This window comes from Aeribacillus sp. FSL K6-2848 (assembly GCF_038004325.1).
Classification (GTDB): Bacteria; Bacillota; Bacilli; order Bacillales; family Aeribacillaceae; genus Aeribacillus; species Aeribacillus composti.
The window spans coordinates 1,966,841-1,984,452 of sequence record NZ_JBBOQQ010000001.1; the positions used below are offsets into that span (position 1 = coordinate 1,966,841).

General features: G+C 37.0%; 12 protein-coding genes and 2 pseudogenes. 12 read left to right on the forward strand and 2 right to left on the reverse strand.

Features of this window, described 5'->3' with window-relative positions; all coding sequences use genetic code 11:
• Window positions 1–3 precede the first annotated feature (3 nt).
• Together NSS70_RS09595 and NSS70_RS09600 are read left to right on the forward strand one after the other, a co-directional pair.
• Window positions 4–775, forward strand: a pseudogene (locus NSS70_RS09595) (pirin family protein).
• Between the two features lie 305 nt (window positions 776–1,080).
• Window positions 1,081–2,460, forward strand: a complete 1,380-nt coding sequence (locus NSS70_RS09600) for a methyl-accepting chemotaxis protein (RefSeq protein ID WP_066246625.1) — start codon at window positions 1,081–1,083, stop codon at window positions 2,458–2,460.
• 122 nt (window positions 2,461–2,582) lie between these two features.
• Here NSS70_RS09600 and NSS70_RS09605 read toward each other — a convergent pair whose 3' ends face one another.
• A complete protein-coding gene (locus tag NSS70_RS09605) occupies window positions 2,583–3,002 on the reverse strand; it encodes a hypothetical protein (RefSeq protein ID WP_339211442.1) in 420 nt (139 codons plus the stop codon).
• 58 nt (window positions 3,003–3,060) lie between these two features.
• Window positions 3,061–3,336, reverse strand: a complete 276-nt coding sequence (locus tag NSS70_RS09610; RefSeq protein ID WP_063389581.1) for a hypothetical protein — start codon at window positions 3,334–3,336, stop codon at window positions 3,061–3,063.
• 137 nt (window positions 3,337–3,473) lie between these two features.
• On the opposite strand from NSS70_RS09610, the gene NSS70_RS09615 reads away from it, so the two are divergent.
• The 10 genes and pseudogenes from NSS70_RS09615 to NSS70_RS09660 all read left to right on the forward strand — a co-directional run bounded on the left by NSS70_RS09615 (window position 3,474) and on the right by NSS70_RS09660 (window position 17,533).
• The gene (locus tag NSS70_RS09615) at window positions 3,474–3,791 is read left to right on the forward strand and encodes a helix-turn-helix domain-containing protein (RefSeq protein ID WP_063389580.1); all 318 of its coding nucleotides are present in this window, start codon (window positions 3,474–3,476) and stop codon (window positions 3,789–3,791) included.
• Window positions 3,792–4,443: 652 nt separating this feature from the next.
• Complete coding sequence (locus tag NSS70_RS09620) at window positions 4,444–5,904, forward strand: aldehyde dehydrogenase family protein (protein WP_066246629.1); 1,461 nt, start codon at window positions 4,444–4,446, stop codon at window positions 5,902–5,904.
• Window positions 5,905–6,402: 498 nt separating this feature from the next.
• A complete protein-coding gene (locus tag NSS70_RS09625; RefSeq protein WP_063389602.1) occupies window positions 6,403–6,678 on the forward strand; it encodes a metal-sensing transcriptional repressor in 276 nt (91 codons plus the stop codon).
• Between the two features lie 12 nt (window positions 6,679–6,690).
• The gene (locus tag NSS70_RS09630) at window positions 6,691–9,087 is read left to right on the forward strand and encodes a heavy metal translocating P-type ATPase (RefSeq protein WP_063389578.1); all 2,397 of its coding nucleotides are present in this window, start codon (window positions 6,691–6,693) and stop codon (window positions 9,085–9,087) included.
• A gap of 57 nt (window positions 9,088–9,144) precedes the next feature.
• Window positions 9,145–9,348 carry a copper chaperone CopZ gene (gene copZ / locus NSS70_RS09635; RefSeq protein ID WP_066246633.1) on the forward strand — a complete coding sequence of 68 codons (204 nt, stop codon included), beginning with the start codon at window positions 9,145–9,147 and terminating at the stop codon, window positions 9,346–9,348.
• 703 nt (window positions 9,349–10,051) lie between these two features.
• On the forward strand, window positions 10,052–10,501 hold the full coding sequence (locus tag NSS70_RS09640; protein WP_063389576.1) for a DinB family protein: 450 nt from the start codon (window positions 10,052–10,054) through the stop codon (window positions 10,499–10,501).
• Window positions 10,502–10,570: 69 nt separating this feature from the next.
• Window positions 10,571–10,937, forward strand: a pseudogene (locus NSS70_RS09645) (PH domain-containing protein).
• A 444-nt stretch (window positions 10,938–11,381) separates the two neighbouring features.
• Window positions 11,382–13,967, forward strand: a complete 2,586-nt coding sequence (locus tag NSS70_RS09650; RefSeq protein ID WP_340881373.1) for a PAS domain S-box protein — start codon at window positions 11,382–11,384, stop codon at window positions 13,965–13,967.
• 737 nt (window positions 13,968–14,704) lie between these two features.
• Window positions 14,705–15,433, forward strand: coding sequence for an EAL domain-containing protein (locus tag NSS70_RS09655; RefSeq protein WP_130157252.1), 729 nt, complete (start codon window positions 14,705–14,707; stop codon window positions 15,431–15,433).
• Window positions 15,434–15,493: 60 nt separating this feature from the next.
• Window positions 15,494–17,533 carry a FapA family protein gene (locus NSS70_RS09660; protein ID WP_340881376.1) on the forward strand — a complete coding sequence of 680 codons (2,040 nt, stop codon included), beginning with the start codon at window positions 15,494–15,496 and terminating at the stop codon, window positions 17,531–17,533.
• Window positions 17,534–17,612 lie beyond the last annotated feature (79 nt).

A 17,612-nucleotide genomic window follows, 5' to 3' on the forward strand; every position in this document is an offset into this window, starting at 1 on the left:
TGTATGGAAAGGGATATACGCAAAATTAAAAATGTTGCGTTACAAACGAATAATCCGACTCATACTAATGGGTTTGTGTTAGAACCTGGTAATTGGGAGGAATATGATCGATTTTAATGCTTGCGGAGGATATTTTTCAGCAAGGGACGTTTGACCTTCATCCCCATCGGGGAATCGAAACTGTCACATATGTAATTGACGGGATTTTGGAGCATTTTGATAACAAAAATGGATATGGCAAGCAAAGCCGGGGATGTTCAATGGATGACTGCTGGAAGAGGAGTAATCCATCAAGAAGATCCTGCACCTGGATCTACCGTTCACAGTCTGCAGCTGTGGGTTAATTTGCCGAGTTCAAAAAAACTGACCGCTCCCCGCTATCAAAATTTGAAAAGTGCTGACAGGCCAGTTAGAAAAGAAAAAGGAGCGTTGATTCGGATTTTTTCTGGTTCGTCAAAAGGTATTCAAGCGCCGACTAAAAAATTACGTTCCTGTCACGATGGTGGAAATGATTCTGGAACCTGATGCGTCCGTTCATCAAGATCTTCCGGAAAACTATAATGGTTTTCTTTATATTTTAGAAGGAAAAGGCTTGTTTGGTGCGTCTAAAACAAAAGGGGAAAAAGGGCAAGTGCTGTTTTTAACAAAGGGTGCTGAGGGAGAGGAAAGCTACATAACCGTCACAACGACAGACAAACTCCGGCTGCTTCTATATGCGGGAGAACCTCTCCATGAACCTGTCACAGCTTACGGTCCGTTTGTTATGAACACGTAAGAAGAAATACGGCAAGCAATCGTCGACTATCAAACAGGAAAGTTTGAATGAAAGAGAATAACAGTTTGATAAACTCTCCGACTTTTATGCACGGAAGGAGAGTATTTTTTTTGTAAATAAAAATTATTTCTCGGGAAAGCGCAAAATTCAACAATGATAAAGAAAAAACGAGAAAAAAGGTAGCATCTGTCGAATGGTTGTATATTGAAATGTTTTGTGTCAGATTATGTGACATAAATTATGTTTCGTTCTTGTTCGGCTTGTTACAATAAAGAGTAAATTAGTGGAGACAGTAGGTGATAAATATGCTGTTTTTAAAAAAATGGAATCGAGCAGCGGATCATGAAGAAGATAGACAAAAAAAACAAATGGAGGATTCGTTTGCGGCACAGGTGGAAGTTGCTGCGGATCAATTAAAAGGCGTCATTGAGCAAATGAAATTAACCGCTGTTTCCCTTGATGAACGATCTTCCTCGAGTAAAAAAAGCACGTTTCAGCTATTAGAGCATATTGAGCAGACCGCGCAAGACACAAATAACGTTTCAGAAAAGATGCGTAAAATTGAAGAGGCAGCTGTGAAAATCACAGCATCTTCTCAAGAGATACATTCCTCAAGTATATTATTTTATGAACAGCTCGTAAAATCGAAAACGCAGCTGCAAAAAATACAAGAAGAAACGGAACAGCTGCGGCAAAATCATTTGAAAATTCTTGATCAAATGGATCGGCTCGTTTCTTTTTCCAAACAAATGGATCACATTCTTTCTTCGATTGGAGCGATTTCCCAAAAAACAAAAATACTTGCATTAAATGCAAATATCGAATCGGCAAGAGCCGGAATACATGGGAAAAGCTTCTCGGTCGTTGCAAATGAAATTGGAAATTTAGCAAACCAAACGCATGATGCGGTTGAAGAAACACATCAAATTCTTTCTTCGATTCAATCAGAAATTGAGTTTTCGACCAAAATGGTAAAATCGGAAAACGATCAGATGAAAAAGAATGTGGCTGAATTACTATCTTTAATTGATGTTATCCATTCTTTTCAAACATCGTTGGGCAAAATCACATCAATGGTATCGGATTCGAAAGACGCTGTCGAATTGCAGTGTGATCATGTACAGGAAATTACTACGGTGCTCAAGCAAATTTCAGATATGGCTCATGAAAATAAAACATATGCACTGAGAGTTTCAGAAGATATGGATAAGCAGCACCAGCATATTGAAGAGATGATTGCCATCAGCGAGACATTGGATCAAACCTCTAAAGAGCTGCAAACGTTAGTCAAAAGGGATCAGCTTCAACAAATTACAGAAATAGATTTGGCAAAAATCAACGAAATGAAAGAAAAAGTGATGAATCTTTTATCACAATTTCCATTGTATGAACTAGATGCGGATGTTCATAAAAAAGCATTGGATCAATTTTTTGAGGAGAACGAGCATATCGAAGCTATTTGGTCGAATCGACTGGACGGTACATTCGTTTATTCCAACCCTCCTGCAGGCTTAATAAATGCAAAAGCCCGTCCTTGGTTTATCGAAGCTAGTAAAAATAAAATCTTTATATCAAGCATCTATACATCTGCTGTTACAAAAAAACCGTGCATCACCATTTCCTTCCCCATTCATAAGAACGGAGACATCGTCGGGGTTATCGGTGTCGATTTAATAGTAAAATAAGCAGATGGTTTCAATCCTTTTTGAAACGATATAATTTTCGCCCTTTTATTTAAAAATGCGGTTTCACAACCGCGTTTTTCTTTTCTCTCAAACAAGAAAATTAAAAAAAAGAGAATGAATACTCAAAAAATTTTCAGAAAGATTAGCCTGTTTTTCTGCTCGATCCATCCGCTTCTCTTTAACTCCGCAACACAATGCTTAAAGCATTTTTTTAATGATGGATAAGAACATGTCTTTTTCCTCGCTTCCATTACGAGCCGCAAAATTTCCCCTTCGTTAAAGCCGTTTCTCTTGTTTATATGGAGCAAATAAAAACAAGTCAATAAAATCCAGACACACACTTCAGACAAATTTCCTTTGGCAAATTCTTTAAAAACGAATTCCGGGACTTGAAAATACCTATTTTTTACATTTTTATGTAGATGCTGTTCAATAATTGATTCATGATGGTCTTTTTTATACTCATTATTAAATATGTAGAGAGGCAGTGAAAAATATTTACGATGTTCATAGAAAGAAGGATTTAATTCATTTGTCAACATCTTGACCCCCAAAAACCCTTTTGATCAGCATGAACGGGAAATATTTTCGTAGAATTGTTTATTTTTGGCCGGTGCCCGCTTTTGTTTCTTCCAGTTTGATAAGAAAGGAAATGACATCTGCAAGTGCTTGCCTATAAACTAGCAAATTTTGAGTATCCATCAAACAATAGATGGTTCCTTTTAAATCATCGCAATCGTTTTTGGCTATGCCCAGCTTTTTAAGCTTTTCTTCAAGCTCGTTGTATAGAGCTTTGAGCTCACGGTTTTGTCGATTTAACAAAGCTTGCTCAATTCGATTATAAGCGAATTCATTGAAAGCTTGCTCAAAGTTCATCTATGCTCACCCAACCCTTTGAAGATAAAAATGAATAAAAAATATTCATTTTTATAGTAATACAAAACGAATTGAAAGTAAAATAGGAAAACGTTAAACTATATTATAGATGAAGTAGCAAAGAAGGAATGTAACAGATGGAAATCAATAAAAAAATCGGAGAACAAATAAGAGAAGTGCGAAAAAAGTATAATATATCGATGGTTCAACTGGCCGAGGATTTGGAAATTTCTCAGCCAAGGCTTTCCAGAATCGAAAATGGTGAACAAGAAATTCCTATTAGCCTCATTCAAAAGTTTTGCCAAAGATTTAATATACCGATGGGAAGCTTTTTTAAAATGATCGATAACGAGGACATATCCCTTGTTGATGATCAAGTAGAACATATTCTTTCTACTTTAAATGATGAGCAAAAGAAAGCATTATATGTTTTTTTATCTTCTTTTCAAAAATAACCCTCCATCCCTTGATCCCTTCATGAATTCGTGACGAAAGGCAGACCGAAAATAAACGAACAAATGTTCCTTTTTATTTTACCATGTTTTGATAGTTTTTGGAAGCGGTGAGAATCCTCTTTATTTTATTTTTATGGAGAGTTGAATCACCGCTTTTTAGATCCAGGCAAGTAACTGCCGTATTATATGCACAGTAAAAATGGAACATGCTGATGCATCGGCTTAAAATATTTTGCTAGAATGTAAGAAGCCAAAAAGTATGTTTGAACAAAACTATATACAGTTGATCCACTTTTCAAAAGCACAATCAAATGGAACTTCTGAACCATTTCAATAAAAATGACTCGAAAATCATTTAAACATTGTCGTAATAAAGCGAGAAATATTTGGGATTTGAGTTGGAATGGAAGTCGGCAGCGAAACATATTTATCTATAAAACGGAGCATAGCTGCTATGTTGATGCAGCTTCCTAGAAAATCTTACAGTTCTCAATGAAAGGTTTTTTAGAAGCTCGCCAATTTCATGGCGGGCCAAGCAAATTGATACAATGACAGCAGGACGAAAAATATGAAATGATGCTTAATGATTGACAGCCGCGCCATAAACTAATAAAATTGGATTGAAAATTCGGAATTTTTAGGAGGGGACCAAATGGAGAAATTTGAGAACTACAATAAAAGCTATATTAACGGACAATGGGTTGAAGGAAAAAGCGAAAGCATATTTGAAGATGTTAATCCTTACGATAATTCCCTCATCACAAAAGTGCGTTTAGCAACAAGAGAACAAGTGCAAGAAGCATTTGAAATCGCTCAACAGGCACAAAAAAAATGGGCGAAATCGTCTGTTGAAGAAAGAAAGGAAGTTATTCGAAAAGCAGCAGAATATTTAAAGTCTCATCAGGATGAAATTGTAAGCGTTATCACTCGTGAGACAGGCGGAACTGTTTTAAAGGCGAATGTAGAATTGCACTTGACGCTGGAGGTTCTCGAAGAAGCCTTGAACTATGCAGGAGCCATACATGAAGTCAGGGAAGTCCCAAGTGCAATTGAAGGGAAAGTGAACAAAATTTACCGTCTTCCGCTCGGAGTGATTTCATCAATATCACCGTTCAATTTCCCGATGAATTTATCGATGAGAACAATCGCTCCTGCGATTGCATTAGGAAACAGCGTTGTCCATAAACCGGATATACAGGTAGGTCTTGTTGGAGGCTCGATCATTGCGAAAGCATTTGAATATGCCGGACTTCCAAAAGGAGTCTTCAACATGATTTTAACCGATATTCCTGAAATCGGTGATGAAATGTTGACAAATCCGATTCCGCGCTTAATTAGTTTTACCGGCTCCACCGCCGTTGGCAGACATATCGGTGAAATTGCTGGCCGCAATTTGAAACGGGTTGCGCTGGAGCTTGGAGGCAACAGTCCGTTTGTCGTGCTGTCGGATGCCAACGTAGACCAGGCAGTGAACGCCGCTGTTTTCGGCAAGTTTATCCACCAAGGACAAATTTGTATGATCGTCAATCGCTTTATCGTTCATAAAGATCATTACGATGAATTTGTGGAAAAATTTGTTTCCAGAGCAAAATCTCTTCCTTATGGGAACCCTTCCGATCCCAATACGGTCATTGGACCATTAATCAATGAAACGCAGCTGAAAAAAGCTTTAAGCTACATTGAAGAAGCTAAGAAGGAAGGCGCAACACTTGTCTTAGAAGGGAAAAGAGAAGGAAACGTCCTCACTCCATTTGTCTTTACGAATGTCAAAAATTCAAGCAAGCTCGCGCAAACAGAAGTTTTTGCGCCCATCGCGACAATCATTAAGGCTGAATCAGATGAAGAAGCGATTGAAATGGCAAATGACACCGAATATGGTTTAAGTTCTTCTATTTTCACCAGCGACTTGAATAGAGGGGAACAGCTTGCGTTGTCCATTGATTCAGGCATGACCCATATCAATGACCAAACAGTCAATGATGCTCCAAATATTCCATTCGGCGGAAACAAAGGAAGCGGTTTAGGACGTTTCGGAAATCCATGGGTTGTCGACGAATTTACCGTGACAAAATGGGTTTCAGTTCAAGAAAAAGAGCGTCAATTTCCGTTTTAATGATGACAGGGGCTGTCCAGAAAGTCAAAATCCACTGAAAACGAAACATCATCATAAGCATTGATATATCAGTGTTTCTAAAACATTAAAGGGGCGTCTATAAGCCGGAAAATCGACTTATTAGACAGCCCCGATTTATTGTAAGAGGAATTTTGGACGAGGAAATTCCTTTTGGGGAATAAGCGATAGTTCTAGAGAAAAATATAAAAATACATCCTCTTTATAAACGAAAACAATTTCATGAAGGCACCTCTCATGCTATCTGATTTTTTATTAAAACGAATCTTACCAATTTTTGAATTTTATTGTCCACTCTTAAGTATGCGGTCAGCTTTTGCAGAAAATTGTGTTTCACGACTTGATAGAGTTGAATCTTTGTAAAAAAACTAGAAAGATGAATCATTTGCTTTTTATACCTGTAACGGGTATAATGTATACAAACGAAAGAGGGGAGGGGTGTCAGTGACAGAAAATGAAAAACATGATCACGAGAAAATAATGGTTCCTAGAACTTCTGATGAAATAGACAAGCTTTTAAAGAGGCTGAAACGGATTGAAGGGCAGGTTCGTGGGGTACAAAAAATGATTGAGGACAATCGTTATTGCATTGATATTTTAGTCCAAATTTCAGCCATTCAAGCTGCGCTGCAAAAAGTAGGTTTCAACCTGTTGGAGCGGCATGCCAGCCATTGTGTTGCGAAAGCGATCAAAGAAGGAAGCGGTGATGAGTCGATTCGCGAGCTGATGGATGTGATCAAACAGTTTTCTAAATAAGAGGTGGAACAAATGAGCGAACAGAAGCTTGTCACATTAAACATTACCGGCATGACATGTGCTGCATGTTCCGCGCGCATTGAGAAAGTGCTGAATAAAATGGACGGGGTAGAGGCAACTGTCAATTTAGCGATGGAAAAAGCAACTATTCATTATAACCCTTCGAAACAAAATCTTTTAGACATCCAGCGGAAAATTGAACAGTTAGGTTACGGCGTCGAATCGGAAAAAGTAACATTGGATATTGAAGGCATGACGTGTGCCGCATGCAGCGCACGTATTGAAAAAGGGCTGAAAAGAACGGAAGGCGTTGTAAATGCGACTGTCAATTTAGCGACAAACAGCGCTGTTGTGGAATATAGGGAAGGCGTTGTTTCGGTTGAAGATCTTTTAGAGAAAATAAAAAAGCTTGGTTATAAAGGACAAGTTCGGGACGAGACTACCCATCAATCGGATCGAAAAAAAGAACAATTGCATCATAAAAGAAGAAAGCTTATTGTTTCTATTTTATTATCGCTTCCTTTATTGTATACAATGATCGCCCATTTACCGTTTGAAACGGGGCTTGCGGTGCCGGATCTGTTTATGAATCCGTGGTTTCAGCTGTTGCTGGCAACACCTGTTCAATTTTATATCGGCGGCTCATTTTACACAGGAGCTTACCGGGCTTTAAGAAACAAAAGCGCAAACATGGACGTGCTCGTGGCGCTCGGCACATCAGCAGCCTACTTTTATAGTTTGTACGAAGCGATCAAATCAATCGGCCGTTCCGATCATATGCCGCATCTATATTTTGAAACGAGCGCAATCTTGATCACCCTAGTGCTCGTTGGAAAATATTTTGAAGCGATTGCAAAAGGTAGAACGACAGAAGCTATTTCCAAGCTGTTAAGCCTGCAAGCGAAGGACGCGCTGGTCATCCGCGACGGGAAGGAAGAATGGATCCCGCTGGAGCAAGTAAAAGTAGGGGATGAGATAATCGTAAAGCCCGGAGAAAAAATTCCAGTCGATGGAACGGTCATTTCTGGAATGTCTTCTGTCGATGAATCGATGATCACAGGTGAATCTATCCCGGTTGAGAAAAAAGTAGGGGATGCAGTAATTGGCTCCACAATCAATACAAACGGCCTTTTAACAATACGGGCAGAAAAGGTTGGGAAGGATACCGCTCTTGCCAACATCATTAAAATTGTTGAAGAAGCGCAAGGATCGAAAGCGCCGATACAGCGAATGGCCGATGTCATATCCGGTATATTCGTTCCTATTGTTGTAGGCGTTGCGATCGTGATGTTTGCTGTTTGGTATTTGTTCATAACGCCATATGATATGGCAAGAGCGTTAGAAGTAGCGATTTCCATTCTTGTCATCGCCTGTCCTTGTGCACTCGGATTGGCGACGCCGACATCCATCATGGTCGGATCAGGAAAAGGGGCAGAAAACGGGATTTTATTTAAAGGGGGAGAGCATCTAGAAGAAACACATAAAATCAATGCGGTCCTCCTTGACAAAACGGGAACGGTAACAAAAGGAAAACCGGAAGTGACCGATTGTATTGAATTAAAAACAGGCATGCTTTATTATGCCGCTTCTGCTGAGAGCGCTTCTGAACATCCGCTTGCCCAAGCAATTGTGGAATTCGGTAAAGCACGTTCTATCAACATACAAAAGCCGGAGCATTTTAAAGCCGTGACTGGACATGGCATCGAAGCCAAAGTAGATGGAAAACATATACTTGTTGGCACAAGAAAGCTGATGAAAGAACGGTCGATTGCAACTTCAGCCCATGAAGAGAAAATGGTGAAGCTTGAATCAGAAGGAAAAACAGCTATGCTAGTTGCAATTGATGGGGAGCTTTCCGGCATCATCGCTGTCGCTGATACTATTAAAGAAAGCTCAAAAAAAGCCATTCAAACATTGAAGGAAATGGGAATCAACATATTTATGGCAACGGGAGACAATAAAAGAACAGCGGAAACAGTAGCGAAGGAAGCGGGGATCGGGCAAGTATATGCTGAAGTGCTTCCGGAGGAAAAAGCGAAAATCGTGGAGGATCTACAAAAGCAAGGATATCGTGTAGCGATGGTTGGAGACGGAATGAATGACGCACCCGCTCTAGCAGTTGCCGACATCGGCATGGCGATCGGAACCGGGACAGATGTCGCCATCGAAACGGCTGACGTCACCTTGGTCGGAGGAGATTTAACACACATTCCAAAAGCGATTTCCTTGAGCCAAAAAACGATGAAAAACATTCGGCAAAACTTATTTTGGGCTCTTTTCTACAATTCAATCGGCATACCAGTTGCCGCCCTTGGCCTCTTGGAGCCTTGGATCGCCGGAGCAGCGATGGCACTCAGTTCAGTTTCCGTTGTCACAAACGCGCTGCGTTTAAAACGAATAAAACTGTAAAGTATTTGCAACGATTTAATCTGAATATCTTAAAATCATACTAAGGAGGAAATGAAAATGAATCTTACATTTCAAGTAGAAGGAATGTCTTGCAATCACTGCAAAATGGCTGTTACAAACGCTCTAAAAGAGCTGGACGGAGTCGAAAAGGTCGAAGTATCACTAGAAAAAGGGACTGTTGAGGTAGAATATGACGACAAAAAAGTAACAGTTGAAAAAATGAAAAACGCCATTGAAGATCAAGGCTACGATGTCAAGTAACCATCCTCTCCTAAAAGGGGATGGTTTTCCTTTTGCTAGTTCTATATGAAGAGCTTCAATGCCTCAAAAGGTTGAATAGAAGAGTCAGGCTATTACAACCTCTTTCTTTCTATAGATATAAATATTAACTATTTGTCGTTTGATGTCAGCATGCCCCTTTCCTTCTTCTATTATTAAATACTAACTGATAGCAAGTAAACTATTGATTGCTTGATCTGTCCAGCAAGCATATGATCTATCCGACTTTTAAAGTTTGCGAAATGATTGAACGAATCAATGAGAAAATCGGCTGTCAAGCAGGTATATTGAATATGTAATTTTGCATAATATTTGACAGAAGTTGGATTAATAATAGAGAGCTTAATTATGCTCGCAGACTGAAAAAATGTTTAAATTTTTAAGCGAACTCATGTTATAATTGTTTCAACACTTGTCATTTTGCGAGGCAGAATACAAAACTCTGAACAATCTTTGGAGTGGCTTTCCCAAAAAGTTTTAAAAGGTTGGATATCTCCCAATTTGATAAAACAGTCAAAAACAGGAATTCATAATCAAGAGTTTGTCAACAATAAATTATTAGAATATTCGAAAAATATACCGTGTATTTGACGAACTTTTGCACGATAAAACCTAATCATTGTCAGTTAACTCAAAGGAACTGCATTTGCTGCATACATAGTAAAGTAAAGAAGGAGGATTTTTATTGGAAACGATTCAAAAGATGTTTGAGCACTTGCATTGGGCGAACGAGCGTATATTAGACACTTTGCAAAAGATTGAAGGGGAAAATAATGGAGCGCTGCGCTTGTTTTCGCATATTCTTTTAACTGAAAAACTATGGTTTACAAGATTACAAGGATTGGACAGCTCACACATTGCGATTTGGGAGGATGTACATATAGATGCCTGCGCAGAACTTGCAAAACAAAATGAACAGAGCATTACATCGTTTTTGAAAAATTTGACGAATCGTGATTTAGACAACATTGTCACTTACAAAAACAGTAAAGGAATCGAGTTTCAAAATACATTAAGGGAAATTTTAACTCATGTCGCTTTGCACGGACATTACCATCGAGGACAGATCAACTTGAGACTGCGATCTGAACGGCATGAACCAGTGAACGTTGATTTTATCACATTTGTAAGATAAGCTCCAAGACAGTTTGCCAAAATTATGTTTATTGTTCATAAATGAAGCAAATAGGGGAGGAAATTAGGTATGGCAAATGTAGGTTCTATTATGACTTGGACGTTTTATGAAGAGACAGATGTTCCAAAAGAAGTGGAGGAAATTTTAATTGAAGGGGAAACTGCGGAAGCTGCGTATAAAACGGTTCGAGATGTTGCGGTCGTGACGAACAAAAGAATAATCATTGCCGATCGTCAAGGAATTACAGGTAAAAAAGTGGAAATCTACACCATTCCATTTTAAATCGATTGTCATGTATTCTTCTGAAAATGGAGGAAAGATTGACCTTAATGCAGAACTCGAACTATGGACTAGGGCAGGGAAATTCAAATTATTATTAAATAAAAAAGTGAATATTCGGAAGCTTGATCGAATTATTGCAAGTCATATTCTGTAGTTGTACTCTTTAAATCAAAAGAATTTTTATATTTTACAAAAATAAATAAATATAACATTTACAATGCTGCACTAAGAGATTTTTGAATCAATAGGTGCAATAAAATGCAAAGATTGTTAAGAACATTTAAAATTGCTTCTATGAAATTTTTCATATAGAATGATTGTTTGAGAGCAATAGCACCTATAAAATTTCTTAAATCTCGGTGCTTTTTTTGTTTTTTCAATACTAGGATGACGCTTTAAATTCCGCTTTTTAAAAAAAGTATCCCGCTTATCTGCAAAACTCTTTGGCATATTACTCCACCGTCTTCAAAAAACAGTTTTAATATTTTACTAAAAAAACTGTTCCGTTCTGTTCAAAATGGTTCCACAGAGTAAAAATAATTGTCTAACCTTCTTTATTTGTTTATGATGTAAGCAAATAAGATAAGGTGTGTGAAACATGGAAGCTTTGTTTAATTGGGAGTTAGTGATTTCATCTGTCGTCATGGCAATCATTGCTTCTTTTTTTTCTGTTCACATGATTCAGAACATACAGGTGTCTACTGAAAAGGATAAGTGGTTATACATAATGTTAGGAACGATATGGGTAGGGTTAGGAATTTGGTCGATGCAATTTATTGACATGCTCGGTGATGATTTATATTTGATTGCAACGTATTACACCGTCTGTACGTTATTATCTTTTTTGCTAGGGATCATTGCATCATTCGCTGCTTTTTCCATGAAAGATAAACAAAAAAATGTTTCTAATGCAGCAGCGATTTCGATTGTAGTGGGTTTAAGTATTTTTGTAATATATTATATTGGTATAAAATCATTGAAAGGGAATGAATATGACGGATTTTATTCCGTTCTTTCTAACTTAATCGCTTTTGTTTTAGCGGGAGCAGTGATTGCCTTTTTCCATCACAATAAGCGATCTCAAAAGCTTCAAATGAAAGCGATCATAATATCTTCAATTGTTTTGGGATTGGGTATTTTCATTTTTCAATACACGGTAATGAATGAAATAAAAAAAGCTGGATTATTCATATATGAGCAGATTTATTCGGTTTCTACATTGCTGGCAAATCAACTTCTCCTTTCAATCATCATGATTTTTATGATTTTTGCATTTGTTCAAAAAGAAAAAAACAAGCTAGAAAGAAAGTTTGAAACAACAAATCTATATTACGAGTCATTGATTTCGTATAATCCGTATATCGTTTTCATCATTAATATCGACGGAATGATTACGAATATAAATCCTAAAGGATTAGAAATCTTAAAAGCAAAAAAAGAACAAATGATTCATCAATCGATTTTTTCGTTTTTGCCTCAAGACGATGCCGAAAGGGTAAAACAGAAAATGAATCGTTTGTTGGAGCATAACGAAAATGAAATGGAAGTTTCGTTTAAAAATAGTAAAGGTGAATGGATTCCTTTACTTTTAACGTTTGTCCCTATGATCGTTGAAGGAAAAAATGAAGGTTTTTTCGTCATCGCCAAAGATATGAAAGAATTAAAACAATATCAAAAACGACTTCGAAAAATGCAGAAAGATTTAATGAATACATTAGAACGCCAGCAAGGAATGACATTTAAGTTCGTCAAAATAAACGATCAGTTTATCCATACGTTATGTGCAGGGGAATTGCTCTATAAACTTGGCTATTCTCCCCATGAGATTATTGGAAAGGATTTGCGGGATTTTTTGCCGAAAGAAGTCGCTGAAGGGCAGCTTCGAGCTTATCAGAAAGCCTGGAATGGCGAGATTGTCCATTTTGAGGGAAAGCTGAACGGATATGATTACTTGGCTGTGTTAAGTCCGGTTATAGAAAATGGAAAAGTTGTTGAAGTCATCGGTTCTTGTGTAGACATAACCGTCAGAAAAGAGCAGGAAATGAAATTAAATGAGTCGAATGCACTAAGACGGACGATTATTGACAATCTGCCAATCGGAATTGTTGTGATTGATCATGAAATGAAGATTATCGCCTTAAATAAGACGATATTGAAAATTTTTCAAATCAATGAGCCAATAAAACAGCTGATTGGGAAAAACATCACAAATTATTTTCCAGCCGTTGGCCGAAAGGTTGAAGAGAACACAGGGGAAGTATCAAAGATTTTCACGCCCTATAAGCATTTCTCTGATGAAGTGAACATCAAAAATAGTAAAATCTTGAAAAGAAGTTATTTTCCTTTTTATATGGACGGGAAACTGAAAGGCCATTTATGGACGTTTGAAGATATAACAGAACAAAAGAAGATGGAAAACAGCATTATTCAGGCGAAAGAAGAAGCCGTCAAAGCCAATATGGCGAAATCGGAATTTTTATCGAAAATGAGTCATGAATTAAGAACGCCGTTAAATGGAATCCTTGGTTTTTCTCATTTGTTGGAACTAGATAAAACTTTAACGGAGCAGCAGCAAGCATTTGTGGAAGAAATTTTAAAAGGAGGCCGCCATTTATTAAATTTGATTAATGAAATTTTAGATCTTTCCAGAATTGAAACAGGAAAAATAAAAATTTCAAATGACGAAGTACAAATTGATTCGGTCATATGTGAATGTATAGCATTGATGAAGCCAGCGGCAAACAAAAAAAGGATCAAAATCATCAAAAGCATTGATCAGTGTGTGGATCAAATGATCCACATTGATTCGTTAAGATTAAAACAAGTCATTTTAAATTTGTTAGATAACGCGATTAAATATAATGTTGAAGGTGGACAGATCCATATAACCTGTAAATGTCAAAACGGATTTCTAGTTATTCACATAATTGATACCGGAATCGGGATATGCGAAGAAGAATTGAAAAAAATATATGAACCTTTTTATCGTATTCAACATGTGCAAGTTGAAGGAACCGGTCTCGGACTTTCACTTGTAAAACAACTGATAGAGCTGATGAACGGGGAATTTGGGGTTGTTAGCAAAATAGGAGAAGGAAGTGACTTTTGGATTAAACTGCCTATGTTGAATCGAGAAACGAATCATGCTGTTAAGAAAGATCTAGAACACAGGCAGCACCATTAATATATATATATAAACTGTTTTCTATGTTTACGGAAAATGCCGCATGAGTTATGGGAAAAATGTTATTTTGTTCAAATAGGTTAAAAGAGTTCCGTTTAATGTTGGAATTTAATGACTGATCGTTCAGTTGCCTTGTTACAAAGTGTTTTGCAATATTCAATATGCAAAAGTAAAAGGTTTGATGAAAATCAAAGCTTTTTTCATTCCAGTGATAATGAAAACCTTTTCTTAAGCAAAAGATACCATTTTGTGGAAATACAGGAAATGAGAATTATAAAAAACTTTATTAGACGAACACGTCAAACTTGCCGGCAATGTCGAAAAAGCAGAAGAATTTCATACTTGAACAGGAGGCTTGCTAATCATAGCAGCTTCTTTTTTTCATAAATACAATTTCCTAGTTACAAAATCATGAATACAAGACAATGACGATTCTGAAGCTTTTCCTTCTGGATTCAAACTTCTGCTAAAAAAATGAAATAATTTTAGTATGATTATTTAGTCATAGGTCTTTTTTGCTATTGTTTTTAGTTCAAAAGAACTATTTGGGCAATATTTGTAAGTTTGAATAAAAAAGTCGTAAAATGTCGGATTTTTGACATATTCTGTCCTCTATCATTTTTCTTAAGTCAAAATACGTTCCTCTCATGCTGGAGGCTGGTTAGACAATAAGTTGGAATACAGTTACATTGAACATAGAACAAAAATATCATAAAACATGGCAAGGGAGGGAAAAGATGAGAAACAGTGCAGCCAATAAAATGGAATCAGTTTATCAACCGATTTGGGATTTAAATAATTGGAATGTATTTGGATATGAGGCATTTTTAACCTTTCCAGATGGCCAAATGGACATAGAAAAAATATATGAACTGGCACGGGGAAAAGGATGTCTTTATGAACTGAACATAAAGGCGATATTAAATGCGATTACGTGTTTTCCGATTGAACGTTTGGATGATTCATTAATATTCGTCAATCTTTTCCCTTCCACACTCATTCATCATCAATTCGAAAAATTTGTCGAGCGGTTATTGAAACAATATCCTCAAATACAAGAAAAAGTTGTATTTCAAATAAATCATACACCAAGTGAAAAGCATATATGGGACTTGCCAGATTTAAAAGATAAAATAAACATGTTAAAGAAAAACGGTTTTGATGTAGCATTATATGGCGTTGGAAATGGAACGGCTGTTTTACAACAAATTGTTGATTTTTCAGCAAGCTATATTAAACTTGATCGGCATTTTACTAAAGAATTATATTGTTCTAAAGAAAAACAGCACATTGTCTCGCTTTTAGTGCAATATGCAAAACAACAAATCACTATTATCTTGGAAGGAATCGAAAAGGAGATGGACTTAGCTAAGGCAAAATTGTTAAAAGTTCCTGTTGGCCAAGGAAATTTATTAGGAAAACCAGAAAAATCAGCCGTCCACACCATTGAAGATATTTTTCGATAAGCACTCCGACAGATGAATGAACATGTTTCTCCTGAATTTTATATGGAGAGGTAGATGCAAATGAATCAGTCAGTTTTAGCGAAAGGAAAAAACATACAGGAAGCGATCGAACTAGGTTTGAGTATTTTAGGGACTGATAAGGAGAAAGTTTCGATTGAAATCATCGAAAAAGGCGGCAAAGGATTTTGGAAAATTGGTTCTAAACAGGCGATCGTCAGATTAACAAAGCTGGATGATCAGGAAACATCTTCTAAGCAAAGCTCTATAAAACAGGATCCCTTAGAACAGATCATTGATTCGTTAGAAATCGAATCATTTGCAAGCTCTGAACCAATAAAAGAAAATTCATTAGAAGGTAAAGTGTGGATAAAAGATGGAAAATTATATTGCCAGCCAGCTTCAAATAAATACCCGACCGTTACTGTTGGAAAAGGAATAAAGTTGTATAAAAATGGTCAACTCATTACCGGAACAACCATCGTAACAGAAATGGATGAGTATAAAATTCAAACGGATGAAGTTGTAACGGAAGGTAAATGGGATATTACGATCGACTCTGACAAGCTGCATGTTTTTTTACAAATAGAACCAGGGTATCGAAAAACGTATAAAGTGAAAGATATCGAACCTAGTGAGCATATTGTATTAGAAGGAGAAGAAATTGTTGAAACGATTCCAGCAGTTGATTACAATCAAATTTTAAAAAAACTAGAAGAGCTGCGAGTTATTCATGGATTTAACCATAATGAGATTATTAAAGCAATTCATACGGACCGGCCAGGAAAATTTACAATTGCATCTGGCATGAAACCAAAAGAAGGGGAAAATGGAAAAATCGAGCTTCTCGTTGATTTAAATAAAGGAGCAAAAGTGAAAGAAAAAGAAGACGGAACCGTCGATTTTCGTGAAAAACAGGAGTTTCCTTCAGTTGAAAAAGGACAGGTCATTGCTATTGTACATCCTCCTGTCCCTGGAATACCTGGAATTACGGTTACGAACGAACCTTTACCACCTAAACCGACATATCCGCTTACGATTCAGCCGGGAAAGGGAATCGCTCTTATCGAGCAAGGTAAAAAAATTTTAGCTACAGAAACGGGGCGTCCTCTCATTGAACAAAGGGGATTAATCGTCAGAGTATCTATATTGCCAAAACTTGTACATTCTCATGATGTGAATTTATTATCAGGAAACATTCGTTTTAAGGGTGATCTGGACGTTCTTGGCAATGTGGAAGAGGGAATGGTTGTAGAGGCGGATGGAAACATTTTGATTCAAAAAAATGTATATGGAGCTACAATTTCATCGAAAAATGCCATTGTCGTTCATGGAAGCTTTATTAAAAGCACAATCTCAGCAGGAAAACAAAATATTTATTCATCCGAGCTCATTCGATTATTAACAAGTATTCAAGAACAAATGGATCAATTGATCAAATCCATTTATCAAGTCATTAAGCTCCCTGCATATAAAATGTCAGACTATTCATCAAAAGGATTCCAGCCGTTAATAAAAATTTTGCTTGAAAAAAAGTTCAATAATTTGCTTACGCTTGTAAAGCAATATATTGCGACCTGCAATAATGGGAGTCATATTTTAGAGCTGGAATGGCTAACAATTAGCGAACAGTTAAGACTATGTTTCCTTTCACCTGCTGTAAATGAATACCATACGATCGAAAAAATCAATCAGCTCATGCAAAAAATAACTGAACTGTTAGAGCGGCAAAAAAATGAACAAGATGATCACTGTTTTGTCAAACTAAAGTATGCTCAAAATAGCACCATTTATTCCCGAGGGGACATTTTTATAACTGGACAAGGCTGTTTTAACAGCAAAGTGTATGCTGGTGGAACGATCGCCATAAAAAATGTCCTCAGAGGTGGGGAAATATTTTCCGAAAAAGAGGTCATGGTGAGAGAGAGCGGTTCAGAAAGCGGGGTTATGACAAAAATCAGCGTGCCAAGCAATGGAAAAATTATCATTGATCATGCCAATGAAGGGACAATCATCGAAATAGGAAAAATGAAGCATGTGTTTCATGAAGGGAAAAGAAACATAATAGCGAAATTAGATAAAAATGGAAATCTTGTATTTTAGCGACATAAAAACAGTTGACGTTTGAAAAGGACGTGCCGTTTATTAAAAGATTTTTCAGCAAAACGAACAGGCATGATTT

Coding starts and splice junctions, on each gene's coding strand:
- NSS70_RS09600 (WP_066246625.1), top strand. CDS start 1,081: ATGCTGTTTTTAAAAAAATGGAATCGAGCAGCGGATCATGAAGAAGAT.
- NSS70_RS09605 (WP_339211442.1), bottom strand. CDS start 3,002: ATGTTGACAAATGAATTAAATCCTTCTTTCTATGAACATCGTAAATAT.
- NSS70_RS09610 (WP_063389581.1), bottom strand. CDS start 3,336: ATGAACTTTGAGCAAGCTTTCAATGAATTCGCTTATAATCGAATTGAG.
- NSS70_RS09615 (WP_063389580.1), top strand. CDS start 3,474: ATGGAAATCAATAAAAAAATCGGAGAACAAATAAGAGAAGTGCGAAAA.
- NSS70_RS09620 (WP_066246629.1), top strand. CDS start 4,444: ATGGAGAAATTTGAGAACTACAATAAAAGCTATATTAACGGACAATGG.
- NSS70_RS09625 (WP_063389602.1), top strand. CDS start 6,403: ATGGTTCCTAGAACTTCTGATGAAATAGACAAGCTTTTAAAGAGGCTG.
- NSS70_RS09630 (WP_063389578.1), top strand. CDS start 6,691: ATGAGCGAACAGAAGCTTGTCACATTAAACATTACCGGCATGACATGT.
- copZ (WP_066246633.1), top strand. CDS start 9,145: ATGAATCTTACATTTCAAGTAGAAGGAATGTCTTGCAATCACTGCAAA.
- NSS70_RS09650 (WP_340881373.1), top strand. CDS start 11,382: ATGGAAGCTTTGTTTAATTGGGAGTTAGTGATTTCATCTGTCGTCATG.
- NSS70_RS09655 (WP_130157252.1), top strand. CDS start 14,705: ATGAGAAACAGTGCAGCCAATAAAATGGAATCAGTTTATCAACCGATT.
- NSS70_RS09660 (WP_340881376.1), top strand. CDS start 15,494: ATGAATCAGTCAGTTTTAGCGAAAGGAAAAAACATACAGGAAGCGATC.